This window comes from Pedobacter agri (genome assembly GCF_032678665.1).
Lineage (GTDB): Bacteria > Bacteroidota > Bacteroidia > Sphingobacteriales > Sphingobacteriaceae > Pedobacter > Pedobacter agri_A.
The window spans coordinates 83,665-107,946 of sequence record NZ_JAVTSH010000009.1 but is presented as its reverse complement, the minus strand read 5'-3'; the positions used below and the strand labels follow the sequence as shown (position 1 = coordinate 107,946).

The 24,282-nt window shown below is 37.2% G+C and carries 18 protein-coding genes; 15 read left to right on the top strand and 3 right to left on the bottom strand.

Features of this window, described 5'->3' with window-relative positions:
* Nucleotides 1-76: 76 nt before the first annotated feature.
* The 8 genes from R2Q70_RS18135 to fabG all read left to right on the top strand — a co-directional run bounded on the left by R2Q70_RS18135 (nucleotide 77) and on the right by fabG (nucleotide 8,910).
* Entirely contained in the window at nucleotides 77-457 is a 381-nt protein-coding gene (locus tag R2Q70_RS18135) for a septal ring lytic transglycosylase RlpA family protein (protein ID WP_316808961.1), read from the top strand.
* A 455-nt stretch (nucleotides 458-912) separates the two neighbouring features.
* Nucleotides 913-1,884, top strand: coding sequence for a ribonucleoside-diphosphate reductase small subunit (locus R2Q70_RS18130; protein WP_316808960.1), 972 nt, complete (start codon nucleotides 913-915; stop codon nucleotides 1,882-1,884).
* A gap of 158 nt (nucleotides 1,885-2,042) precedes the next feature.
* Nucleotides 2,043-4,427, top strand: coding sequence for a ribonucleoside-diphosphate reductase subunit alpha (locus R2Q70_RS18125; protein WP_316808959.1), 2,385 nt, complete (start codon nucleotides 2,043-2,045; stop codon nucleotides 4,425-4,427).
* A 233-nt stretch (nucleotides 4,428-4,660) separates the two neighbouring features.
* Complete coding sequence (locus tag R2Q70_RS18120; RefSeq protein ID WP_316808958.1) at nucleotides 4,661-4,894, top strand: cysteine-rich CWC family protein; 234 nt, start codon at nucleotides 4,661-4,663, stop codon at nucleotides 4,892-4,894.
* Nucleotides 4,895-5,486: 592 nt separating this feature from the next.
* Complete coding sequence (locus R2Q70_RS18115; RefSeq protein ID WP_316808957.1) at nucleotides 5,487-6,356, top strand: carbon-nitrogen hydrolase; 870 nt, start codon at nucleotides 5,487-5,489, stop codon at nucleotides 6,354-6,356.
* A gap of 112 nt (nucleotides 6,357-6,468) precedes the next feature.
* Nucleotides 6,469-6,822 (top strand): four helix bundle protein, encoded by a 354-nt coding sequence (locus R2Q70_RS18110; RefSeq protein ID WP_316808956.1) that lies wholly within the window; start codon nucleotides 6,469-6,471, stop codon nucleotides 6,820-6,822.
* Between the two features lie 151 nt (nucleotides 6,823-6,973).
* A complete protein-coding gene (locus R2Q70_RS18105; RefSeq protein ID WP_316808955.1) occupies nucleotides 6,974-8,059 on the top strand; it encodes an agmatine deiminase family protein in 1,086 nt (361 codons plus the stop codon).
* Between the two features lie 107 nt (nucleotides 8,060-8,166).
* Nucleotides 8,167-8,910, top strand: coding sequence for a 3-oxoacyl-[acyl-carrier-protein] reductase (gene fabG, locus R2Q70_RS18100; RefSeq protein WP_010599469.1), 744 nt, complete (start codon nucleotides 8,167-8,169; stop codon nucleotides 8,908-8,910).
* Between the two features lie 85 nt (nucleotides 8,911-8,995).
* Here the strand turns inward: fabG and R2Q70_RS18095 are convergent, their stop codons facing one another.
* Complete coding sequence (locus tag R2Q70_RS18095) at nucleotides 8,996-9,727, bottom strand: murein L,D-transpeptidase family protein (protein ID WP_316808954.1); 732 nt, start codon at nucleotides 9,725-9,727, stop codon at nucleotides 8,996-8,998.
* Nucleotides 9,728-10,018: 291 nt separating this feature from the next.
* On the opposite strand from R2Q70_RS18095, the gene R2Q70_RS18090 reads away from it, so the two are divergent.
* On the top strand, nucleotides 10,019-12,103 hold the full coding sequence (locus R2Q70_RS18090; protein WP_316808953.1) for a hypothetical protein: 2,085 nt from the start codon (nucleotides 10,019-10,021) through the stop codon (nucleotides 12,101-12,103).
* A complete protein-coding gene (locus R2Q70_RS18085) occupies nucleotides 12,090-12,710 on the top strand; it encodes a trimeric intracellular cation channel family protein (protein WP_316808952.1) in 621 nt (206 codons plus the stop codon). Before R2Q70_RS18090 ends, R2Q70_RS18085 begins: the two co-directional genes overlap by 14 nt.
* A gap of 65 nt (nucleotides 12,711-12,775) precedes the next feature.
* Here R2Q70_RS18085 and R2Q70_RS18080 read toward each other — a convergent pair whose 3' ends face one another.
* Complete coding sequence (locus tag R2Q70_RS18080) at nucleotides 12,776-13,075, bottom strand: FtsB family cell division protein (RefSeq protein WP_316808951.1); 300 nt, start codon at nucleotides 13,073-13,075, stop codon at nucleotides 12,776-12,778.
* 106 nt (nucleotides 13,076-13,181) lie between these two features.
* Here R2Q70_RS18080 and R2Q70_RS18075 point away from each other — a divergent pair, with 106 nt between their 5' ends.
* From R2Q70_RS18075 to R2Q70_RS18055, 5 genes are all read left to right on the top strand, one after another.
* Nucleotides 13,182-13,760, top strand: coding sequence for an RNA polymerase sigma-70 factor (locus tag R2Q70_RS18075; protein ID WP_316808950.1), 579 nt, complete (start codon nucleotides 13,182-13,184; stop codon nucleotides 13,758-13,760).
* A 143-nt stretch (nucleotides 13,761-13,903) separates the two neighbouring features.
* A complete protein-coding gene (locus R2Q70_RS18070; RefSeq protein WP_316808949.1) occupies nucleotides 13,904-15,055 on the top strand; it encodes a FecR family protein in 1,152 nt (383 codons plus the stop codon).
* A gap of 200 nt (nucleotides 15,056-15,255) precedes the next feature.
* The gene (locus tag R2Q70_RS18065; RefSeq protein WP_316808948.1) at nucleotides 15,256-18,528 is read left to right on the top strand and encodes a TonB-dependent receptor; all 3,273 of its coding nucleotides are present in this window, start codon (nucleotides 15,256-15,258) and stop codon (nucleotides 18,526-18,528) included.
* Between the two features lie 39 nt (nucleotides 18,529-18,567).
* The gene (locus R2Q70_RS18060; RefSeq protein ID WP_316808947.1) at nucleotides 18,568-20,202 is read left to right on the top strand and encodes a RagB/SusD family nutrient uptake outer membrane protein; all 1,635 of its coding nucleotides are present in this window, start codon (nucleotides 18,568-18,570) and stop codon (nucleotides 20,200-20,202) included.
* 201 nt (nucleotides 20,203-20,403) lie between these two features.
* A complete protein-coding gene (locus R2Q70_RS18055) occupies nucleotides 20,404-22,578 on the top strand; it encodes an alpha-N-acetylglucosaminidase (RefSeq protein WP_316808946.1) in 2,175 nt (724 codons plus the stop codon).
* A 248-nt stretch (nucleotides 22,579-22,826) separates the two neighbouring features.
* Here the strand turns inward: R2Q70_RS18055 and eno are convergent, their stop codons facing one another.
* Nucleotides 22,827-24,122 (bottom strand): phosphopyruvate hydratase, encoded by a 1,296-nt coding sequence (gene eno, locus R2Q70_RS18050; RefSeq protein WP_316808945.1) that lies wholly within the window; start codon nucleotides 24,120-24,122, stop codon nucleotides 22,827-22,829.
* Nucleotides 24,123-24,282: the final 160 nt, after the last annotated feature.

The following is a 24,282-nucleotide window of genomic DNA, read 5'->3' as shown; positions in this document are numbered from 1 at the left end:
TCCTGAATTTTTCCACAAATTATTGATTATAAACTAAATGCTTATATTTGCAGGCTCGATAAAGAAATTTTAGCCTATGAAGTATTTTCTGTTATTAAGTTTTTGTTTCCTGTTTTTACAAGGTAAAGCACAAAATTCTGATTCATCAAATGAGCCAGATAGTATCAAAAAAACAGTTCTTGCAACTTATTATCACAGAAAATTCGAAGGCCGCCGAACCACTAGCGGCGCAAAGTACAGGGCCAAAAAATTTACAGCAGCGCATCGCACTTTACCTATGGGTACACTCGTTACCGTAACTAATCCGGATAACGGAAAATCGGTTATTGTAAAGGTAAATGATCGTGGTCCTTATTCAAAAAGACTGGCTATTGATTTGTCGGAAAGTGCTGCTAAAGAGATTGGTATCTACCATAAAGGCATAGCTAAAGTTAAGCTAAGTTATACCGTAGAGTAGTATTCCATTCTGCTCTATTTCACACCCATTATACACTGCAAATTTAAGTTATTAACACTTATTTTCGTTTGCTAAACCCTTGAAATTAAACGATTAGCTTTTTTTTCGCTCGAAAATGATATTTCGCTGATCGTTTTTCCCCAGTTATCAAGCAGTGTGTTAACAACTTTGATTCACAAAACAGTGCCTTCGTATCTATATTTGTTATAACAAAGTTCTTTAACTTCTTGCGTTTGAAAACAAATATAAAAGCTTAGTTTTTAGTAATTTATCGGTACATCTCTCGGATTTCAGATTTAAATTGTCCCCGCTAAAAACCCAGTAGTTTGTCGATCGCCAGGGTTAGCACTTTCACTAGAGTTTTAATACGAAACATTTCAATCATCATATAAAATTGATGAATGCGTGGTTTTGTCGGCTCTAACTAAATTGAATAAAAAATTAAAGTATCAGCTATGGAACAGGAATTATTACTACAAGAAAACAAAGACAGGTTTGTACTGTTGCCGATCAAATATCCGGCAATTTGGGAAATGTATAAAAAGACCGAAGCTAGTTTCTGGACGGCAGAAGAGATCGATCTTTCTGATGACCAAAAACACTGGGATAATTTAAACGATGGCGAAAGACATTTCATTTCTCATATCCTTGCTTTCTTTTCTGCTAGTGATGGTATTGTGAACGAAAACCTGGCTGTAAACTTTATGAGTGAAGTACAACTGCCAGAAGCCCGTTGTTTCTACGGTTTTCAGATTATGATGGAAAACATCCACGCCGAAACCTATGCTTTATTAATTGATACTTACATTAAAGATCCGGAAGAAAAAGACCGCTTATTCCATGCTATTGATACCGTTCCGGCGGTAAAAAGAAAAGCAGAATGGGCTTTAAGATGGATTGAAAACGGAACTTTTGCAGAACGTTTAGTGGCATTTGCTGCGGTTGAAGGTATTTTCTTCAGCGGAAGTTTCTGTTCTATTTTCTGGTTGAAAAAACGCGGCTTAATGCCAGGCTTAACTTTCAGTAATGAGTTAATCTCCAGAGATGAAGGTTCACACTGTGAGTTTGCTTGCTTGCTTTACAGTATGTTGAGCAATAAATTAAGTGAAGAAGCGGTTCACGGCATCATCAGCGATGCTGTAGAAATCGAAAAAGAATTTATTACCGACGCATTGCCGGTTGCCTTAATCGGTATGAATGCAAAATTAATGAGTCAATACATCGAATTTGTAGCCGATAGATGGTTACAGGAATTGGGTTACAAAAAAATCTATAATGCAACCAATCCTTTCGATTTCATGGAAATGATTTCATTGCAGGGAAAAACCAATTTCTTCGAAAAACGTGTTGGCGATTATCAAAAAAGTGGTGTGTTAACATCAGCTGATAATAAAGCCCAAGCGTTTTCTTTAGACGAGGACTTTTAATTAAATTTTGAATTAATGAATGACAGAATGAGTGAATGTGCTCATACATCATTCAAAAAATAAATAAAATACTACGAGTTGGTTTAAAGGTTGAGGGGAAATCATTCAATCATTCGAAACTCACTCATTCAATCATTAACAAAATAATCTCATAAATTATGTTCGTACTAAAAAGAGATGGCCGGAAAGAGCCGGTGCAATTTGACAAAATCACAGCCCGTATTCAGAAGTTGTGTTATAGTCTAAATTCAGACCTTGTAGATCCGATCGATGTTGCCAAAAAGGTAATCGAAGGATTATACGATGGTGTAACCACATCAGAGTTGGATAACCTGGCCGCTGAAACTGCTGCTTCGTTAACTACAAAACACCCTGATTATGCCTTGCTGGCTTCGCGTATTGCGGTTTCTAACTTGCATAAAAACACCACAAAATCATTCTCGGGTACGATGAAAATGTTGTACGAATATTTCGACCCGAAAGCGCAGAAGGCAGCACCGCTTATTGCTGATGATGTTTATGAGATTATCGAAAAAAACGCAGCTATTTTAGACAGTTCGATCATTTACGATCGTGACTTTGGCTTTGATTACTTCGGTTTCAAAACTTTAGAAAAGTCTTACCTGTTGAAAGTTAACGGAGCAATTGTTGAGCGTCCTCAGCATTTATTTATGCGTGTTTCTGTTGGTATCCACAAAGAAGATATCGAAAGTGCAATCAAAACGTATAACTTAATGAGCGAGCGTTGGTTTACACACGCTACACCAACATTATTCAACGCAGCTACACCAAAACCTCAAATGTCATCATGTTTCTTGTTAACCATGCAAGATGACAGCATCGAAGGTATTTACGATACTTTGAAACAGACTGCGAAAATCTCTCAGAGTGCTGGTGGTATTGGTTTAAGTATCCATAACATTCGTGCAACAGGTTCTTACATCGGCGGTACAAACGGTACAAGTAACGGTATTATCCCAATGTTACGTGTATTTAATGATACTGCCCGTTATGTAGACCAAGGCGGAGGTAAACGTAAAGGTGCTTTCGCAATTTATTTAGAGCCTTGGCATGCAGATGTTTTCGAATTCCTAGACTTGCGTAAAAACCACGGTAAAGAAGAAATGCGTGCCCGTGATTTGTTTTATGCCCTTTGGATAAACGATTTGTTTATGCAACGTGTTAAAGATAATGGCGATTGGACATTATTCTGCCCGCACGAAGCACCAGGTTTAGCAGATTGTTTCGGTAAAGAATTCGAAGATTTATACACGAAATATGAGGCTGAAGGTCGCGGACGTAAAACCATCAAAGCACAAGAACTTTGGTTTGCCATTTTAGATTCGCAAATTGAAACCGGTACACCTTATATGTTGTTTAAAGATGCAGCGAACAGCAAATCTAATCAACAGAATTTAGGTACCATTAAGTCTTCTAACTTATGTACGGAGATTATTGAGTACACCTCTAAAGATGAAGTTGCGGTTTGTAACCTGGCATCATTAGCATTGCCTCGTTTCGTAATCAATGGTGCTTTCGACCACCAAAAATTATACGATGTAACCTATCAGGCTACTTTAAACCTGAATAAAATCATCGACCATAACTATTACCCAGTTCAGGAAGCTGAAAATTCAAACATGCGTCACCGCCCGGTTGGTTTAGGGGTGCAAGGTTTGGCAGATGCCTTTATCTTATTGCGTTTACCTTTCGAAAGTGATGAGGCAAAACGTTTAAACAAAGACATTTTCGAAACGATTTATTTCGCATCGATGACCGCTTCTAACGATTTAGCTGTGAAAAACGGTCCTTACCAAACTTTCAAAGGTTCTCCATTATCAAAAGGTCAGTTCCAGTTCGATTTATGGAATGTAACACCAGATAGCGGAAGATGGGATTGGGAATCACTACGTAAGAAAGTAGTGAAAGATGGTGTGTACAACTCATTATTGGTTGCGCCAATGCCAACTGCATCTACTTCTCAAATTTTAGGTAACAACGAATGTTTCGAGCCATATACTTCAAATATTTACACCCGTCGTGTATTAAGTGGAGAGTTTGTAGTGGTAAACAAACACTTATTGAAAGATTTAGTAGCATTAGGTTTGTGGAACAACGATATGAAAAATCAAATCATATTGGCTAACGGTTCAATCCAGGCAATTCCGTCAATTCCAGATTACATTAAAGAATTATACAAAACAGTTTGGGAGATTAAGATGCGTAACATCATCGATATGGCTGCAGATCGTGGCGCATATATCTGTCAATCGCAATCGTTAAACTTGTTCGTAAATGCACCAAATACTTCAAAATTAACTTCAATGCACTTCTACGCATGGGAGAAAGGTTTGAAAACTGGTATGTACTATCTACGTACTCAGGCAGCATCTCAAGCAGTTAAATTTACGGTAGAAAACCAAGGTGGCAAAGCCATTGAAGCGGTAATTCCTGCTCAAATGACTCAAGACCAGGTTGCAGAAGAAATCGTTGACGGACCAGTTTGTTCAATGGAAGAAGGCTGCATTAGCTGTTCAGGTTAAGTAGTTCATTAGTCATTGGTTCAATAGTTCATTTGTCAAGGTGCAATAAGATATGCGCTAATTGCCAATAAACTAACAACAACTGAACCACTGAACATCTTAAAGCAATAAAATAGATAAGGTTTTGGGCAAACGCTCAAAACCTTATTTTTTGTCCCTATTTTTGTATTTAGTTAAATAGCTCATTAGTCATTGGTTCATTATTTTTTAATGCGCCAAACACCAATGAACGAATGACCACTAAACCAATGAACACTCAAAAACATAGCAAACACGAAATCATTCCCTGCGAAAGGTGCGGAACGGCTATTGAATGCAAGGCAAATTCTTATACCAAATGCCAATGTAGCGTGGTTCAACTCAGCATTAATGAGGTTCAATATATTTCTGAATTGTTTGATGGCTGTTTATGCGCAAAATGTCTTTTCGAATTGCAACAAGAGTATAGGGAAGAAATAGGGGCTTAAAATTCGTCGCTTGTCATGATCAGCTTGTCGAAGCACATTTTAGGTTTTTACTAAGAATTCGAAAAGCAAATTTCTGTGCTTTTCGGTTGCAACCATCCCGCCATTCGCTTTAATCTTTTATAAAATAACATCTGTCATGCTGATGTATGAAGCATCTGTTTCATCGGTTGCAGGTGCTTCGTGCCTCAGCATGACAGGATATTAAAGGTTGCTGCTCTTTTTAAAAGTATTTCCGCTGTTGTCGGGTTTAAATAACAAAGTTTGGTAGTTCTTGGCAATTTGCAACCCCTGATAGTAGCAAAATCTTTCCCCATTTAAACGGGATAGAAGTGATATCCTTTTTTGTTGCACTTCGATGGACTCAGTGTGACAATAACAAAAAAGATTTAACGGATAGCCCGACTAACCATAACCAAGGCTACGGCCTTTGCTTTTCTAAAAAACAATTACAAAATTATGCCGTTCTACTTTTAAACAAAATAGTAACTTTGCGCATTAATTTTGAATGAGTGAATTTTGAATGAATGAATTCGTAAAGCGTAATAAAAACATTCAATCATTCTCTAATTCATTAATTCAATCATTTGAAGATATGAAGAAAGTAAAAGTTGGCTTGGTACAAATGACTTGTACTAAAGATAAGCAGGAAAATTTAGATAAGGCAATTGTGAAGGTGCGGGAAGCTGCTGCAAAAGGTGCTCAAATAGTGTGTTTGCAAGAGCTTTTTACTTCATTATATTTTTGCGATGTGGAAGATTATGCAAATTTCGACTTAGCAGAAGCCATCCCTGGTCCATCGACCGATGCTTTGCAGGTTGTGGCCAAAGAACTGGGTGTTGTAATTATTGCGTCTTTATTTGAGAAGCGTACTGCCGGAATTTACCATAATACAACTGCGGTTTTAGATGCTGACGGTTCTTATTTAGGTAAATATCGCAAAATGCATATTCCAGACGACCCAGCTTTTTACGAGAAATTTTATTTCACGCCAGGCGATTTAGGTTACAAAGTTTTCGAAACGAAGTTTGCCAAAATCGGCATCTTAATTTGTTGGGACCAATGGTATCCGGAAGCTTCAAGAATTACAGCTTTAATGGGTGCAGATATTATGTTTTACCCAACAGCAATTGGCTGGGCAACCGACCAGGATGAGGAAACTAACAAAGACCAATATAATGCATGGCAAACGATTCAACGTTCACATTCGGTAGCGAACGGTGTTCCGGTTGTGAGTGTAAACCGCGTTGGTTTTGAGCAAGATGGTGCGATGAAATTCTGGGGTGGTAGTTTCGCAACTAATGCACAGGGGAAATTGCTTTATTTAGCTTCGCACGATCAAGAAGAAACGGAAGTGGTGGAATTGGATTTAGACCAAAGCGACTTTATGCGTAAACATTGGCCGTTTTTAAGAGATAGAAGAATTGATTCTTATCAGCCGATTACGAAAAGATTTATTGATTAAAGTCGGAAGTCTGAAGACCGAGGCCAGAAGTTTGGAAGTAGATAGCATATAGTTGATTTGGTTTGAGAGTTGAAAATCTGTAATTTGATTTACGCTAACTAAGGACTAAAATATGGCTTTCAAATTCGAGAAACTTAAGGTTTGGCAAAAAGCGTTAGATTTAGCTGATGGGATTGATAAGATGACAAAAAATTTCCCAAGAGAAGAAGTTTATGTGTTGACATCTCAAATGAAACGTGCTGCCGATTCTATATCGATGAATATTGCTGAGGGAAGCACAGGACAAAGCAACCCAGAGTTTAAGAAGTTTCTACGCTATTCTTTAAGGTCTGATATTGAAGTCGTAAATTGCTTGCACTTAGCTATTAGACGTGGCTACATTACCGAAGACATTTTTAAGAAGCATTATCAAGCTTGTGAAGAGATTTTGATAATGATTTCTGCCTTAATAAAATCTTTGGACTAATTTATAAAACTAACATCTTCCGGCTTCAGACACCTGACCGTTGGACTAATTTATAAAACTAACATCTTCCGACTTCGGACATCCGACCTCGGACTATTTATAAAACTAAAATCATCGGACTTCGGACACCCGACTTTCCGACTTAAAGAATATGTCAAATTTCCCTCCCAAAGAACATTTAAATATAAACCAATTCGATTATTCTCCGAAACAACAAGGTTATGCTTTCCCTGCCGAGTGGGCAAAACATGAGGCAACCTGGTTAAGCTGGCCACACAAGGAAGCAAGCTGGCCAGGGAAAATCGAAACGATTTACAAACCTTATTGTGAGTTTATTAAAATTGTTGCCGAGGGCGAAAAGGTTCGCATCAATGTGAAAGACGAAGAAATGAAAGCTTTTGCAGTTGCGGAATTAGAAAAGGTTGATGCAGATTTATCGCAAATTGAATTTTATTTCAACGAAACGAATGATGCCTGGTGCCGCGACCACGGACCTGCATTTGTAGTTAAAGGAAATGAAAAAGCGGTAATTGATTGGGGTTACAATGCCTGGGGTGGAAAATATCCTCCATTCGATTTGGATGATGTAATACCAACTAAAATTGCGAGACATTTCGATTTGCCTTTATTTACCCCAGATATTGTGATGGAGGGTGGTTCGGTTGAATTTAACGGTGCGGGTACGGTTTTAACCACTACTGCTTGCTTATTGAATGAAAACCGCAATCCACATTTAACAAAAGAGCAGATTGAACAATATTTGCTTGAATATTACGGACAAGACCAGGTTTTATGGTTAGGAGATGGAATTGTAGGCGATGATACGGATGGACACATCGATGATATTACCCGTTTTGTGAATGAAGATACCGTTTTAACGGTTGTAGAAAGTAATCCGCTGGATGAAAACTATATTCTTTTACAAGAGAATTTAGACGCTTTGAAAGCCATGAAACTGAAAGATGGCCGCTCGTTAAATATTGTGGAGTTGCCAATGCCCTCACCAGTGATTTTTGATGATACACGTTTACCTGCATCTTATGCTAATTTCTACATTGCAAATGCTGCGGTAATTGTGCCGGTTTTTGATGATGTGAATGACCAGAAAGCTTTAGATATTATTCAGGGTTGTTTCCCGGATAGAAAAGTAGTTGGGATTAATTCAGTTGATATTATCTGGGGTTTGGGCAGTTTTCACTGTTTGAGTCAGCAGGAACCAACCCCCCTAACCACCTGAAGGGGGAATAAAACCCATCGTGTTAAACATTCACAATTAATATTAACTTTACACGTTTAAATTTTTTATACATTATATTAAAGTCCCCTTTAGGGGATTTAGGGGTTATGAAATTACTAGAAGGAAAAACAGCTTTAATTACCGGTGCATCGAAAGGTATTGGTCGTAAAATAGCTGAAAAATTTGCTGAGCAAGGTGCTAACGTGGCTTTTACCTATTTATCATCGGTAGAAAAAGGTGAAGCTTTAGAGCAAGAGTTACAAAGCTTTGGAACAAAAGTTAAAGGATACCGCTCTGATGCCTCAAAATTTGACCAGGCAGAGCAATTAATCAATGATATCGTTGCAGAATTTGGCACAATTGATATCGTTGTAAATAATGCAGGCATTACCAAAGATGGTTTATTGATGCGCATGAGTGAAGAAAACTGGGATGATGTCATCAATATCAACCTGAAATCTATCTTCAATGTAACTAAGGCAGCTTCGAAAGTAATGATGAAAGCCCGTAAAGGGGTTTTCATTAACATGAGTTCGGTTGTTGGCGTTCAGGGTAACGCTGGTCAGGCGAATTACGCTGCATCTAAAGCTGGTATTATTGGTTTCACAAAATCGGTTGCCAAAGAGTTAGGTTCGAGAAATATTCGTGCAAACGTTGTTGCTCCAGGTTTTATCCGTACTGAAATGACTGAAGTTTTAGACCCTGCGGTTGTTGCGGGTTGGGAAAAAGATATTCCATTAAAACGTGCTGGCGAAACGGAAGACATTGCTAATGTTTGTGTGTTTTTAGCATCAGATATGAGCGCTTACGTAACCGGACAAACGCTTTCTGTTTGCGGCGGAATGCTGTAGGTTTGGGTTAAAAGGATTTAAGGTTGGAAAGTTGAAATGTTTTGGATTTAGAACATTGCAACTTTCCAACCTTTTTAATTTCCAACTATTTCACAATATACTTCCCTTCAACTTCTTTAATTTCAGCTGAGATTTTATTCTTCTCAAAGGCTAAATATCCTGGTTGCAAGGTTTTCCAAAAAGCTAAATGAGTTGGAAACTGTAGGGAATATTTTTTCATATTTCCATCAGTCATTTTGAAAGGATAAATGTTCACTGGAATTTTTTTAGACTTCAGATCGGTAGAGAAAATAGCTAATAGATAAAGCTCCTTAATTTTATCATCAGTTAAAGGGATGCAGCCGATGGTTTCGCAACTACCATGAATGTAGATATCTCCACCTGGGTTATTGTATTTACCTGTGCGTTCTAAATCAACATTATTAGGATAATTAATACCCAACGATAAATGATAGTTACTCATTGGGTTCAAAACATTGATGTAATAAAATCCCTCTGGCGTTTGTTTGTCGCCCTCCATTACTTTCGGGCCTAAGGTGCCAGAACTTGCACAAGATTCATAAACTTTAACCAACTGATAAAACTTATCTCTTGGATTTTTCATCCAAACTTCTAATGTTTTTTCTGCTTTATAGGCATTAATTAACATTAATGGACTATGACCAATACTGAATTTTGAAAGTACCTCACGAAGGGAAGTCCATTTTTCATCATAAGCATTTTTAACTCTTTCAAATTGTAGTTGACGATGCGTAAGGGTTTGTGCATTTGCCATTATGCTTAAGGATAGGAGAAAGGTTAAACAGATTAATTTCATTGATATTTGGTTTGGATAAGCTGATTATTTAAAGGTAAATTTTGCCACGGAAACACAGATTTACACGGAATTAAAAATGTTTTTTACTTAATTTCTGTATCTCTTTGGCAAAGCAGATAATCAGCACAAAGTTGTTCCTTTTGTTTGCCTAAATTTTGCCACGCAAACACGGATTTACAACAAATTAAAATATTTTTCCGTGGATTCAGCGCTTCCGTGGCAAAAATCTTAACTCACTTAAAATCTTTGCTTCCTTTGTGGTTAAACACAAAATTAGCATCTTTATAAAATATGAATGGCTTTTTTGCAGGTACTTCTATTTTGTATTTTCTGGGTTGCCTTGCTTTGGGTGTTTTGTATGCCTGGCTACTGTATCGTGGAAATAAAAACCTTGACAAAAAACTTCGATATATTTTAGCGACCATCAGAATAATTGTTGTTACCGCTATCGCCTGGCTGCTTTTTGCACCGTTAATTAAAACGCTAAACTACACCTTAGATAAGCCTGTAATTATCATCGGGCAAGATAATTCGCTTTCTGTTGGTCAGGTTAAGGCAGCTGGTTTTAACCAAAAACTGTACGAGCAAAACCTTAAAATCTTAAAGGATAAACTTTCAGATAAATATGAAGTAAAGGTGTATCATTTTAGCGATTATGTAGGCGATGGGCTCGATTTTAAGGGACAAGGAAAACTGACTGATGCATCTTCATTTTTTCAAAAAGTTAAAGATGAATACACCAATAGAAATGTTGGTGCAATTATTTTAGCTACTGATGGTATTTTTAACCACGGTGGCAACCCCTTGTACAGCATCAACCAAATAAATGCACCGGTTTATACCATTGCCCTTGGCGATAGCATTCCAAAACGCGACGTATTAATTTCAAATGTAAATTATAATAACATTGTCTATTTAGATGATGATTTTACCATTGAAGTTCAGGTTCAGGCTTTCCAAAGTGATGGTGAAAATACAATACTAACCGTTAATCAGAATGGAGTTAAAGTGCAGCAACAAAGCCTGGCCATTAGCGGAAATTCTTTCGTGAAAACCATTCCCGTAAAACTGCATGCAGGCAAAATAGGTATTCAAAAATATACCGTTCAGCTGAGTACGCTTCAAAATGAAATTACCACGAAAAATAATACGCAAACCTTTTATGTTGAAGTAATTGATGGTAGGCAAAAAGTATTATTAGCGGCCGCCGCCCCACATCCCGATTTAGGTGTTTTAAAAGAGGCCATTTCACTTAATAAACATTATGAGGCAAAGCTCGTTTTAGCGGATGACTTAAACGCTACCGATCCATCCAAATTTGATTTGGTTGTGTTGTACCAGCTACCTGATGTGCAGAATATTTCAACTTCATTTTTGCAGAAATTAACAACCTTAAAAAAACCTACCTGGTATGTTTTGGGCGCTCAAAGTAATGTTGGTACATTTAACCAAATCCAAAATCAGGTTAATTTAGCTTCGGCGAACGGCTCGTTACAGGAGGTTTATCCTGACTTTGCCAATGGTTTCACCAACTTTAGTCTTTCAGAAGAGGATAAAAAACAATTTGCAACTGTCGACCCACTATTGATGCCATTTGGCAGACTAACGGTAAACGCCAGTGCTACGGCGATTTTTAATCAGCGCATTGGAAAGGTAAGTACCCAACAGCCACTATTATTTTTTACAACCGACAATGGTTTGAAAACCGGTTATTTAATGGGAGAGGGGTTGTGGCGTTGGAAACTATCAGCCGCTGAAAATGAAACTGAACAATCCGCTTTAAACGATTTAATTTCAAAAACGGTACAATATCTTTCGGTAAAGGATGATAAGCGAAGGTTTAAGGTATTTACATCAAAGTCAGCCTACGATGAAAACGAAGCCATCCAATTCAACGGAACCTTATATAACGAAAGTTATCAGCCTGTAAATGAAGCCGAGGTAAAATTACAGGTTAAAAATGAGGCCGGTAAAATATTTAACTACGTGTTTTCTAAAACTGAAAATGGCTATCAGCTAGATGCCGGTACCATGCCAGCTGGAAATTATTCTTACGTAGCCAATACAGTTTTAGGTGGTCAAAAATTTACTGCTTCCGGAAGTTTTTATGTTAATGCGCTAATTGCCGAGTACCAACAGACAACTGCCAATCATCAACTGCTTAATACCATTTCAAAACAAAGTGATGGAAAGCTTTTTATGCCTGCCGATTTATTGAAAATTGCTGATGAAATTCTGAAGAACGAAAATATTAAAACCATTAGTTATGAAGACCGTAAATACAACGAGCTCATCAATATGAAATGGCTGTTTGGACTTATCTTAATTTTACTGTCGGTTGAATGGTTTTTACGTAAGCGCAATGGAGAATTATAATATTTCTACTTCAGAAGTAATTGAGGTATTAGGAACCATTGCCTTTGCCATATCAGGAACTTTTAATGCCATGCAGCGAAAGTTAGATCCTTTCGGGGTATTGATTATCGCCTTTGTAACCGCAATTGGAGGTGGTACCGTTAGGGATTTATTAATAGGCGACACACCCGTTGCCTGGATGCGGGACATGCAGACTTGTTTAATTGTTTTATTTACGGCAGTGGCAGCTATGTTTTTTAAAACGCATGTGCAGAAATTAAAGATTACCTTGTTTTTGTTTGATAGCCTTGGTTTAGGCTTGTTTACAATGGTTGGAATTTTAAAAGGTATCACATTTGGTTTAAACCCTGGAATTTGCATTGCGCTAGGAACAATTACGGGTTGCTTCGGTGGAATTATCAGAGATACGTTGCTCAACACCATTCCGTTGGTGTTTAGAAGAGAAATTTATGCTACCGCTTGTATTCTCGGCGGTATGCTTTACTATTTATTAATCGAATTAAATATCGAAAGTGTTGTAGCAAAACTAGCTGTGGTTGCTTTTATTTTTGTGTTGAGAATTGTGGCTGTGAAATTTAAACTTTCACTTCCAAAGTTTGATTATTAATAGAAGATAAAAAACACTTTATCTTAAAATCCATTAATCCTAAAAATCCTGCTCGAAAATTCTAGCTAATCTTTTTTTGCCTCATGAATGATCACAAAAACATCTTCATTATCTTTTTTCATGAAATATTTTTCGCGGGCAAACTTTTCTGCAGTATTTAAATTTGTGTTCAACTCGTTTAAATCTTTCTTAACCTGAGCAGTTTCCTTTTCAAAATACTCTTTTTCTTCCTGAAGTTTATTCGCCTGACTACGATACTCATATTGCGACATCATATCATTTTTATCAAAAAACAACATCCAAACTGCAAATGCAGCTGTTGCCAGGAAGTATTTATTGCGAAATAGATCTATCAAACGTTTCATTCTAACAAATATAAAAAAACAAATGATGAGTTGTTATTTTTAACTCATTTTCAAAAGTAGCAGAATTTTATTGTTTTGCTATAATTTTGTTACTTTGGGTTTCCAAATGCAAAATTATTCTTCGTTTACAGATTCGGAACTTAGTAACTCCTTAATCCAGGGAGATAGGTTTGCATTTAACCAGATTTATTTGCGTTACTGGAGAACACTGCATCAGAAAGCATGTCGAATCTTGAAAAATGATGCTGAAGCTGAGGATATTATTCAGGAGGTTTTTGTATCGCTTTGGCAAAGAAGAGAAGAAGTTAAAGTTGTTAATCTGAAGGCTTATTTAAATCAGGCGGTTAAATTTTCAGTGCTTAAAGCCATTCGCGAGAATAAAGTAAGCGATGACTTTTACGATAAGCTTGCCAAAATTACGGTCGATTTGGTTTGTGAAGATCCGCTTGTTTTCAAAGAAATGGGCCACCTTATTCAGCATTTAATAGATGAGCTTCCTGAAGATTGCAGAACCATTTTTAACTTAAGTCGGATTGATAATTTAACCTATAAGAAAATCGCATTCCAGTTGGGTATTTCAGAAAAAACCGTTGAGAAGAAAATGTCTCTTTCGCTTAAAAGTATTAAAGCCGGGCTAAGTATAAATCTATGTCTTTCAATATTGGTTCAGCATGTATTAAATTAATCATCCCGATTAGTATACATCCCTAATAATTAGTGGGTTATTATTTGCTGTATAGGCATATGAGCCTTTTATAATTATTAATTTCAAATTATTTAAAAATTAGCGTAGGGTGTTGCCATCTTTTTGGTACTTATATGTATACCATGGAAAAAGACCAATTCAAAATCTTAATCGATAAGTATCTGCAAAACCTGGCGGGTGAAGATGAAGTTTCTCTCGTTGATAAATATTATGATAAGCTTTCTGGCGATATAACAAATGAAGTTTCTGCAAATGATACGGTGACAGAACAAGCCTTGCTTTCCAAAATTAATCAGAAAATAGATGCTATTGAAGGCCGTGGGGTTACCACTCAAAAGCGAACCATTAAACTGTTTCCTAACTGGTTAAAAATAGCTTCAGTTCTGGCAGTAATTGCGTCGGCATACTATTTTTTTCAGCAAAAAAATCTTCCGGGCAAGCAGGATAGCATTGATTATGCAAGCAAAATCCTTCCAGGAGGAAACAAAGCTATACTTCGCTTGGGTAATGGTAAATATATAGACTTGGCCGCTGCTAAAACCGGAAAACTAACAGCTTTCGGCAGCTCGAGTGCTAACAAGATTCAGGTTGATGAGGTTTCATTTGCTGATGGAATTGCAGAAGCCAGTGGTAACCAGCCACTCAATGTTATCGAGGTGCCTGTAGGCGGTTTTTTTAAAGTTGTATTATCTGATGGAACCAGAGTTTGGTTAAATTCATCATCCTCGTTAACATTTCCGAGCGATTTTACCGGTGCACAAAGAAATGTAAAGCTTACTGGTGAAGGATATTTTGAAGTAGCACATCAGGCGCAAAAACCTTTTATAGTTGAAACAAACAAGCAATCGGTAGAAGTTTTAGGAACGCATTTTAATATCAATGCTTATTCGGATGAAAATCAAATTAAAACTACGCTGCTTGAAGGAAGTGTAAAAGTTCTTACAGCTGACCAAAAACGGTCTGCAACTTTAAAACCAGGAGAAGCCGCCGTCCTCAGTGATAAAAATTTGAGTGTGCAGCTGGCTGATGTAAGTCAGTCTATCGATTGGATCAACGGGCGGTTTAATTTTTCGCATACAGATGTTAAATTGGTGCTTAGAAAAATTGCCCGTTGGTACGATATAGAAGTTGCTTACGAGGGTGATCTCAGCGGTGTTGAATTTGGCGGAAAAATATCAAAGAAAAAAAATCTCAAGGAAATCTTGAATATGCTGAACAGGACAGGCGATGTTAAATTTAAAGTAACAGGAAGGAGGGTAGTGGTTATGCCGTAAATTTTTACAATTTAACACAGCTAAAAAAAACCGAAAGTGCTACCAACACTTCCGGCCATTGGGCTTCGTTTAAAATGAGAACAAACAAACTATTCTAAAGGGTGCTGTAAGCATCTTAACTAACCAAACATAAATATATGAAATTTAACAATTTTAAATTGTATAGGAACGGCTATGCGAAAAGCAAAATTTTGTTAACTATGAAGCTAACTGCTATATTCTTGTTCACTTTTCTCACGTCGGTAGGGGCAACATCATTTGGACAGCGAATCACTTTAACGGAGAAAAATACTACACTCGAAAAAGCGCTCATTGCAATTGGCGATCAAAGCGGGTACGATGTTTTATACAACTCTGCCAAAATCAAAAAAGCTAGAGTTTTTAATATCAATATTCGGGATATAACCCTACAAGAAGCGCTGAATAAATGTTTTGTTGATCAACCGTTTAGTTACTCTATAGAATCAGGATCGATAGTGGTTAGAGATAAAGGTTCATCGTCATTATTACCGCAAGCTGCAAAACTCGATGTTAGAGGCAGGGTAATTGATGAAACGAATAACGGATTACCTGGTGCGACGGTAAAAGTAAAGGGGACTACTATTGCCGTAGTTACGGATAATGACGGAAAATTTTCACTTAAAAATGTGAATGATGATGCCATTTTACAGGTTTCGTTTGTAAGTTATGTTACCCAGGAGGTAAAGCTTAATGGCAGAAGTGATTTACTTGTTCAATTACTTGCAGAATCGGGTAGTTTAGAGGAAGTTGTGGTTTCGGCTTATGGTCAAACCCAGAAAAAAATCAGCGTTACAGCCTCTATTTCTACCATTCAGACCAGAGAATTAAAACAAAGCCCGGTAGCCAATTTAAGTAATGCACTAGCCGGCCGTTTGCCAGGTTTAACTACTATTCAATCGCAGGCAATACCTGGTGCAGATGCTGCGGCAATCTACATCAGGGGAATTGGTACTTATGGCGCAAACAGAACTCCATTGATTGTAATAGATGGTTTACCAAGGGGTGATGCTAATTTTGGTGATATTGATGTAAATGAGGTAGCATCCATTAGTATTTTAAAAGATGCTGCTGCAACCTCTTTATATGGTATACAAGGTGCAAATGGTGTTGTATTGGTTACTACAAAAAGGGGTACCGTTGGTAAAACAAAAATCAGTTTTAATGCCAATTATGGGGTGCAAACACCGGGTCGCCTTCCAGCGAAGTTTAATAGTTTAGAGCGAGCAACATTAGATAACATCGGTGCTGCAAATGATGGTTTAGCACCAGTTTGGACAGCCAGAGAAATTGAACTTTTTACTAACAAGCAAGATCCATATACCTACCCGGATGTAGATTGGTATAACGAACTTTTTAAAGAATATACCCCTCAACAGCAGTACAATACCAACATCAGCGGCGGTAACGAAAATGTAAAATATTTTGTTTCATTAGGTTACTTAAATCAAGGCTCGTTGTTTAAAAGTGCAGACGACAATAAATATGGTATAAAACAACTCTACGACAGATATAACTTCCGATCGAACATTGATATTAAAGCAACCGAAATGTTAAACCTGAGGTTAGATTTAGCTTCAAGATTGGAAAATAGAGTAGGCCCTGGTCCGGGTTATGCTTCTATATTTACCTGGGTAAATTTGATGCAGGCTTATCAAACACCTATTTATAATCCTGATGGAAGTTGGGGAGCTGGGCGCATAACTGCTGCCGACCTTCGAAATCCTGTAGCCGCATTAAAGGAAAGTGGTTATTACAATAACTCATTTAACAGTACAAATGGAACCATTGAGGCCACCCATAAATTAGATTTCATCACAAAAGGTTTAAGTGCTAAAGGATTATATTCTTTCGAGAATTATTCAGCCATTAACAACTCATATGGACAAACTTATACATCTTATCGATATAGAAAAGATCCGGTAACGGGTGTAGAAACTTATGGTACACCATTTACCACTGAAACTTCTTTAACAAATAGTTATAGCCCTGCAGCAACTCGCTATTTTGTAATGAACCTGCAATTGGATTATAATCGCGATTTTGGAAAAAGCAATGTTAAGGGATTAGTATTATTTACACGTAACCTCAACTCCAGAGCTCAATATTTACCATCAGTTTATGAAGGTTATTTAGGCAGATTGGGGTATAGTTATGATAATAAATATTTTGTTGATTTCAATATCGGTTACAACGGCTCAGAGAATTTTCCGAAAGGCCAAAGATATGGTGTTTTTCCAGCTGTGTCTGCAGGCTGGATAGCTTCGTCCGAGCCTTGGTTTAAATCAAAAGTAATGAACCTTTTAAAATTCAAAGGCTCATTTGGTTACGTGGGTAATGATAAAATTAATAATGATCCAATGGTGGTTGCCGATCGTTGGTTATTTATTACTGATTATGCCCGTAATGCTGGTGGCTTCACGTTTGGTACTGTTTCAACTGGTGTGGCAAGTTACGTTTCATCAAGAAATGGCAATCCGAACATTACCTGGGAAAAGTCACAAAATATTAACTTAGGTGTTGAAACAGGATTTTTTAACAATCAACTCAGGCTAGATGTCGAATTTTTTAGAAATGATAGAAAAGATATTTTAACTTCTTCCTTAACTATACCAACCTATTTGGGCATAACAAATACTCCCAAAATAAATGTAGGTCGTGTGGTAAACAAAGGATTGGAGGCATCTTTAAACTATAACACGAACATTAATGCATTGAATTTATTTGGTTATTTAAACTGGACTTATAACAAGAACAAAATTTTAGAAAGAGATGAGCCAGATTTAACATTTCCTTATCAAAGTTTAACCAACTTACCTATCGGTTATCAATTGGGTTATCAGGCAATAGGTTTGGTTAAAGATCAGGCTGAAATTAACGCGGCTCCGCCACAAAGTGTAGCAGGAGCACCAAGGCCTGGCGATCTTCGCTATGCTGACATTAATGGTGATGGCTTCGTTAACGTAAATGATCGAATTCCATTACAGGTGGGGAATTTTCCAAACCATGTACTTGGATTATCATTAGGTGTTGGATACAAAGGTTTTGATCTTAGCTTTTTATTACAAAGTAACTTAAAAGGTACAGCATTTATATCTTACCTAGGTCCAAATCGTTTAAATGATTTTTGGACACCAGAAACAGCATCAACCGCTACGTACCCAATAGTTCACCAGTCGGCAGTATCCGCTCAAAACAATAGTCCGATCAATACCTGGTTTATTTATTCAACTGACTATCTAAAGCTAAAAAATGTAGAATTGGGCTACACCTTGCCTCAAGCATTGTTGAAAAAAATGAAACTCAATAATTTAAGGTTTTTTGCTAACGGACTTAATTTATTTATCTGGGATAAATTACCTTATCAAGATTTTGATCCTGAACAGTCTGTAAATGGTACAGCAGTATATCCGATCCAAAAGGTATATAATTTAGGTTTAACACTAACCTTTTAATAAACATCAAGTAATATGAAAAGATATAAAATAAGTAATATGAAAAGATACCTATCACAGTTATTTACTGCGCTATTGATAGTGATGGTAAGTACATCATGTAAAAAAAGCTTTTTAGACCAGGTACCAGATGATTATATTGATGAACAAGAAGTATTTGGAAGTGTAGCAAATGCCGAACTATTTATCAATGGCTGTTATGCTAATATTGGTACATGGGGTTATCTCAATAGTAGTTTTTATGTGTCGAGTGCAATGACAGATGAGGGAAAGCAAAGATGGGTTGATGGTGCAATAATTTTTAATAATGGTGCATGGAATCCAACCAACTTTGCCCCTATGAGTATAGAGTGGACAAACAATTATGCCTCCATAAGATCCATTAATGTTTTTTTATCGAATTATGATAAAATTCCAGATGATCCAAATGATCCTCAACGTAGATCGAGATTAAGAGGAGAAGCATTAATGTTAAGGGCCTGGTATAATTTTAGGTTATATAGAGGTTGGGGTAAAATTCCATTATTAGATAAACCGCTATCACCCGCAACAGATGGGGAAGGTGTGTTTGTTGAAAGAAGCGATTTGCCCGTGGTTATTGCATCTATAAATAATGATCTTGATGCGGCTATGGCTATTTTGCCAGAGAAACATACCAGTGCCAGTTTGTGGGGCAGGGCTAATAAAACCATTTGTTTGGCGATTAAATCTAGAGCAGCTTTATATTTTGCCAGTGTATTATCTAATCCAGGTAACGATCTATCCAGATGGCAAGCGGCAGCAACAATAAGCAAACAGGCCTTGGATATGGCTTTAGCCAATAACTATACGTTAACGCCAAAATATGAAGATGCATTTTTAGTTTATGCGAATTCGGAATGTATTTGGGGTAGAAGTATGGGTACCACCGCGATTGATCAAAATTTACAACCTTTAGGTTATCAGGGATGGTCAAATAGTGGGCCGATACAGGATTTGGTTGATGATTACGAAATGAAAACCGGAGTGCCCATTAAAGCCACAGGTTCTGGCTGGGATCCAAAACATCCATACAGAAACAGAGACCCTAGGTTTTACTCAAGCATTTTATACCCTGGTGCCAGATGGAAAAATCGTACGGTTAATATTTACGGTGTTGATAAAGACAATGCCGGTGCAGCAGGTACCAATTACTGGTGGAGAAAATACATGACTGAGAGTGTAGTTTTATCAACCGGTGCCGGCGCTTCAATAAAAGGATGGGCAATATTTAGAACCGGAGAATTGTATTTAAACTATGCCGAAGCACAAAATGAAGCTGTTGGTCCTGATGCTACCGTATATAGTGCCATCAACGCGATCAGAAAAAGAGCAGGTATGCCGGATATTCCTGCTGGTTTAAATCAAACTCAAATGAGAAGCGTAATCAGACATGAAAGAAGAATAGAACTGGTAATGGAAGACCACCGTTTTTGGGATGTGAGAAGATGGAAGATAGCTGAAGTTGTTGATAACAGACCTGTTTTTGGTGTTGATTATACCATCGCCGGTGCTACAGATACCACATTTACGTATTTCCAATCTCAAACCAGATCATTCGATGCCTCAAAACATTACTTATTTCCTATTCCACAAGCAGAAATGAATAAAGTAAAAGGCAAAAATCCAGGTTTTACACAAACTCCAGGTTGGTAGTATCCTAAATTATATTTTTTCTGTAAGGGCCGTTTTTCATGATGAGAACGGCCCTTTTTTAAGGATGCATACATTTTATTAACTATCTGGCAATAGAGGAATCTCAATTTTAATCACAGGATATTAAGCAATTTTTTTTATGTTCATTTGAACGTATTTGATAAGGGTTTTCATTCAGTTCAACATTTTTTCTAAACACACATGGCTTTTTTTAAAAGAAAATTATTATTTGCGCTCTTATTACTCACTAGTACTGCTTTATTAAAGGCACAAGATTTTAGCTCGGTAAAAAGTATTGCAGAGCGAAGAGTGCCCTGGTTAGCTAAATCACTCAAGTTTTCCAAAATTGTTTCTGGTGAAAAAGATGTTTTTGAGCTTAGTTCTGATGGAAAGGGAATTTTAATTGCCGCAACCAACGCTAATGCTGCTGCACAGGGCCTGGGCTGGTATTTAAAATACTATTGCAACAGGAGTTTATCCCATTTAGGAAATAACCTTTCACCACTTTCGAAACTGCCAGTCATTAGCGAAAAGGTTCGAATCAGTTCTTCATTTCAATATCGCTATGCCCTAAATTATTGTACCATTAATTATTCGTTTAGCTTTTATGGATGGAAAGATTGGGAGAAAGAACTGGATTGGATGGCTTTAAGCGGGGTAAATTTAATGTTAGCCCCAATGGGTACCGAATTGGTATGGTATAATACTTTAATAAAGTTAGGCTACACTGATGCCGAGGCAAAAGCTTTTATTCCCGGACCAGCTTTTACTGCATGGTGGTTAATGGGCAACTTAGAAGGCTGGGGTGGACCGAACAGTATCGCTTTTATGCAATCGCAGGCAGCACTTCAAAAAAAGGTACTTACCCAAATGAAAGAATTGGAAATAGAACCCATTCTGCAGGGTTTTTACGGCATGGTACCTCACGATTTGAATAAAAAAGTTGATGCACTTAAAGATGCACAAATTATCGATCAAGGCACTTGGGTAGCTTCAGAATTTATACGCCCTGCGATATTAGTACCAACAAATGATAAATTTAATGTTGTAGCCGATGTGTACTATGATGAACTAAAAAAACTATACGGCAACGATATTAAATATTTCGGCGGCGAACCTTTTCATGAGGGAGGGAAAAAAACAGGAGTTGATATTACTGCAGTGGCAAAAAGTGTGCAAGGCATGATGCAAAAACATTTTCCAAGCAGTACATGGGTTTTGCAGGGTTGGCAAAGTAATCCTGCCGATGCGCTATTGGCAGGTTTGAAAAAAGAAAACACCTTAATTATTGAACTTTTTGGTGAAAATACTTCCAATTGGAAGTTGCGAAAAGGTTATGGTGGTACCAGTTTCATTTGGTCTAATGTAAGCAACTTTGGCGAGAAGACCGGTTTATACGGACGTCTTCAACGTTTTTTATATGAAGTTTATCGAATAAAACAAAGCCCATACAACAATTACTTGAAAGGTGTAGGCATTATTCCGGAAGGATTAAATAATAACCCTGTAGCATACGATTTGATGTTAGATATGGCATGGCGAAAAGAAAAACCTTCCTTAGAAAAATGGATTACAGATTATACCATTTACCGATACGGAAGTTATAACAAAGATATTGTTGATGCCTGGAAAGTGTTTACACAAACTGTGTACAGCAGTCCGCTAGATGAAAAAGGTAAAATAGTTTATCAGGAAGGGCCATCAGAAAGCATTTATTGCGCAAGGCCATCGCTCAAGGTTAATCCGGTTTCATCTTGGGGTACACGTAAGCGTAATTACGACATCAAACTGTTTAAACAAGCTGTTGCCTTATTTATAAAAGCAGATAAACAATTTAAAAATTCTGAAACTTACCAAACGGATAAAACTGACTTTTTAAGGCAGGTAATGGCCGATAAAGGCGATAGGGCTTATGATGAATTGGTTAAAGCCATACAGGAAAAAGATAAAAAATCGATAAAAGATAAGGGCAATGTGTTCTTGAGCATGGTTTTACAACAAGACAGTTTGCTAAGTAGCAATCATTATTTCACATTAAACAGGTGGCTAAATCAGGCGGTTGCTTTAGGAAAAGGCTTGCCAGATGCAAACAATATTTTGTACAATGCTAAAGCTCAGATTACCTTTTGGGGCCCAGACAATAAATCTTTCACCAGGTTTAAAGATTATGCACATAAGGAATGGAGTGGTTTATTATCATCATTATATTACAATCGTTGGAAACTTTTTATTGACGAAGCCATGAATGATAAGATAACACCCACCACTACCTTTTACGATCTGGAAGTTAAATGGGCAAAAGAAGCAAATTTATACCCTGTTAAAAAAATAACTGAACGCCAATTACTGGCCATCCAGAAAAGGATATTGGAATAGAAAGGCAATTATTAAGGCTGTTTTGGAATTGATTTTCTGCGATTTGCATTCCCCTCTTTTAGCGGGGTGCCCGCAGGGCGGGGTGTTTATTTTGTCTGAGCCAGACAGGCTTTCATTGATAAGACAACATCTTCATCTTACTTTTAAACTTTTAAGATTGCTTCGTGCCTCGCAATGACGTGATGCATAGAAACAAAAAAATGCCGCTTAAATATTTAAGCGGCATTTTTTATAAAATAAATCGAAAATTATTTCTTAGCGTATTTAAATTTAGAACCGATGAAACGAGCGTTTTCGCCTAATTCTTCTTCAATACGTAATAATTGATTGTATTTTGCGATCCTATCAGAACGAGATGCAGAACCAGTTTTAATCTGTCCACAGTTTAAAGCAACTGCTAAATCAGCAATGGTAACATCTTCAGTTTCGCCAGAACGGTGACTCATCACTGAAGTATAACCACTGTTTTGCGCTAAAGTAACTGCATTGATCGTTTCAGTTAAAGAACCGATTTGGTTTACTTTTACCAAGATTGAGTTAGCAGTAGCTTCATCAATACCACGTTGTAAACGCGTAACATTAGTTACGAATAAATCATCACCTACCAATTGAACGTGGTCACCGATTTTATCTGTTAAGCTTTTCCAGCCTGTCCAGTCATTTTCATCCATACCATCTTCAATAGAAATGATTGGATATTTTGCAGAAAGGTCAGCTAAATATTGTGCTTGTTCTTCGCTAGAACGAACTACGCCTGTTGCACCTTCAAATTTAGTGTAATCATATTTGCCATCTTTGTAAAACTCAGATGAAGCACAATCTAACGCTAAACAGACTTGAGAACCTGGTTTGTAACCTGCAGTTTCAATTGCTTTTAAAACGGTTTCAATTGCATCTTCAGTACCATCAAAAGTAGGGGCGAAACCACCTTCATCACCTACAGCTGTAGATAAACCTCTATCATGAAGAATTTTCTTTAAGCTATGGAAAACTTCAGTTCCCCAACGTAAAGCCTCAGAGAAAGAAGGTGCACCAACTGGCATAATCATGAACTCCTGGAATGCGATAGGCGCATCAGAGTGAGAACCACCGTTGATGATGTTCATCATTGGAATTGGCAAAGTATTCGCGTTAACACCACCAATGTAACGATATAAAGGTTGGCCAATTTCATCAGCAGCAGCTTTAGCAACCGCTAAAGAAACACCTAAAATTGCATTAGCACCTAAGTTACCTTTGTTTTCAGTACCATCAAGTTCCAACATCAATTTATCAATTGCGTTTTGTTCAAAAACATCAATACCTCTTAAAGCCGTAGCAATTTTAGTATTTACGTTTTCAACCGCTTTTAAAACGCCTTTACCTAAATATGTAGATTTATCGCCATCACGTAATTCAACAGCTTCGTATTGACCAGTAGATGCACCGCTTGGTACAGCTGCACGACCAAAAGCGCCTGCTTCGGTTACTACTTCTACTTCTATTGTTGGATTTCCTCTCGAATCGAGGATTTGTCTCGCATGGACATTAACAATTATGCTCATTTTATTTGATTTTTGTTGATTTTTTAACCTGCTTAGTGTACAAAGTACAATTACTAAGCGTAGTTTCAAAGTTAGTATATTTTTTAAATAAATAAAGTGTTTCAGCTGTTAATGTTACGTTAGTAATTTTATCGTTTTGGAGTCCTAAAATTTTGCATAA

Bases quoted from the DNA above. Each gene is read 5' to 3' on its own strand.
- R2Q70_RS18135 (WP_316808961.1), top strand. From the start codon at position 77: ATGAAGTATTTTCTGTTATTAAGTTTTTGTTTCCTGTTTTTACAAGGT.
- R2Q70_RS18130 (WP_316808960.1), top strand. From the start codon at position 913: ATGGAACAGGAATTATTACTACAAGAAAACAAAGACAGGTTTGTACTG.
- R2Q70_RS18125 (WP_316808959.1), top strand. From the start codon at position 2,043: ATGTTCGTACTAAAAAGAGATGGCCGGAAAGAGCCGGTGCAATTTGAC.
- R2Q70_RS18120 (WP_316808958.1), top strand. From the start codon at position 4,661: ATGACCACTAAACCAATGAACACTCAAAAACATAGCAAACACGAAATC.
- R2Q70_RS18115 (WP_316808957.1), top strand. From the start codon at position 5,487: ATGAAGAAAGTAAAAGTTGGCTTGGTACAAATGACTTGTACTAAAGAT.
- R2Q70_RS18110 (WP_316808956.1), top strand. From the start codon at position 6,469: ATGGCTTTCAAATTCGAGAAACTTAAGGTTTGGCAAAAAGCGTTAGAT.
- R2Q70_RS18105 (WP_316808955.1), top strand. From the start codon at position 6,974: ATGTCAAATTTCCCTCCCAAAGAACATTTAAATATAAACCAATTCGAT.
- fabG (WP_010599469.1), top strand. From the start codon at position 8,167: ATGAAATTACTAGAAGGAAAAACAGCTTTAATTACCGGTGCATCGAAA.
- R2Q70_RS18095 (WP_316808954.1), bottom strand. From the start codon at position 9,727: ATGAAATTAATCTGTTTAACCTTTCTCCTATCCTTAAGCATAATGGCA.
- R2Q70_RS18090 (WP_316808953.1), top strand. From the start codon at position 10,019: ATGAATGGCTTTTTTGCAGGTACTTCTATTTTGTATTTTCTGGGTTGC.
- R2Q70_RS18085 (WP_316808952.1), top strand. From the start codon at position 12,090: ATGGAGAATTATAATATTTCTACTTCAGAAGTAATTGAGGTATTAGGA.
- R2Q70_RS18080 (WP_316808951.1), bottom strand. From the start codon at position 13,075: ATGAAACGTTTGATAGATCTATTTCGCAATAAATACTTCCTGGCAACA.
- R2Q70_RS18075 (WP_316808950.1), top strand. From the start codon at position 13,182: ATGCAAAATTATTCTTCGTTTACAGATTCGGAACTTAGTAACTCCTTA.
- R2Q70_RS18070 (WP_316808949.1), top strand. From the start codon at position 13,904: ATGGAAAAAGACCAATTCAAAATCTTAATCGATAAGTATCTGCAAAAC.
- R2Q70_RS18065 (WP_316808948.1), top strand. From the start codon at position 15,256: ATGAAGCTAACTGCTATATTCTTGTTCACTTTTCTCACGTCGGTAGGG.
- R2Q70_RS18060 (WP_316808947.1), top strand. From the start codon at position 18,568: ATGAAAAGATACCTATCACAGTTATTTACTGCGCTATTGATAGTGATG.
- R2Q70_RS18055 (WP_316808946.1), top strand. From the start codon at position 20,404: ATGGCTTTTTTTAAAAGAAAATTATTATTTGCGCTCTTATTACTCACT.
- eno (WP_316808945.1), bottom strand. From the start codon at position 24,122: ATGAGCATAATTGTTAATGTCCATGCGAGACAAATCCTCGATTCGAGA.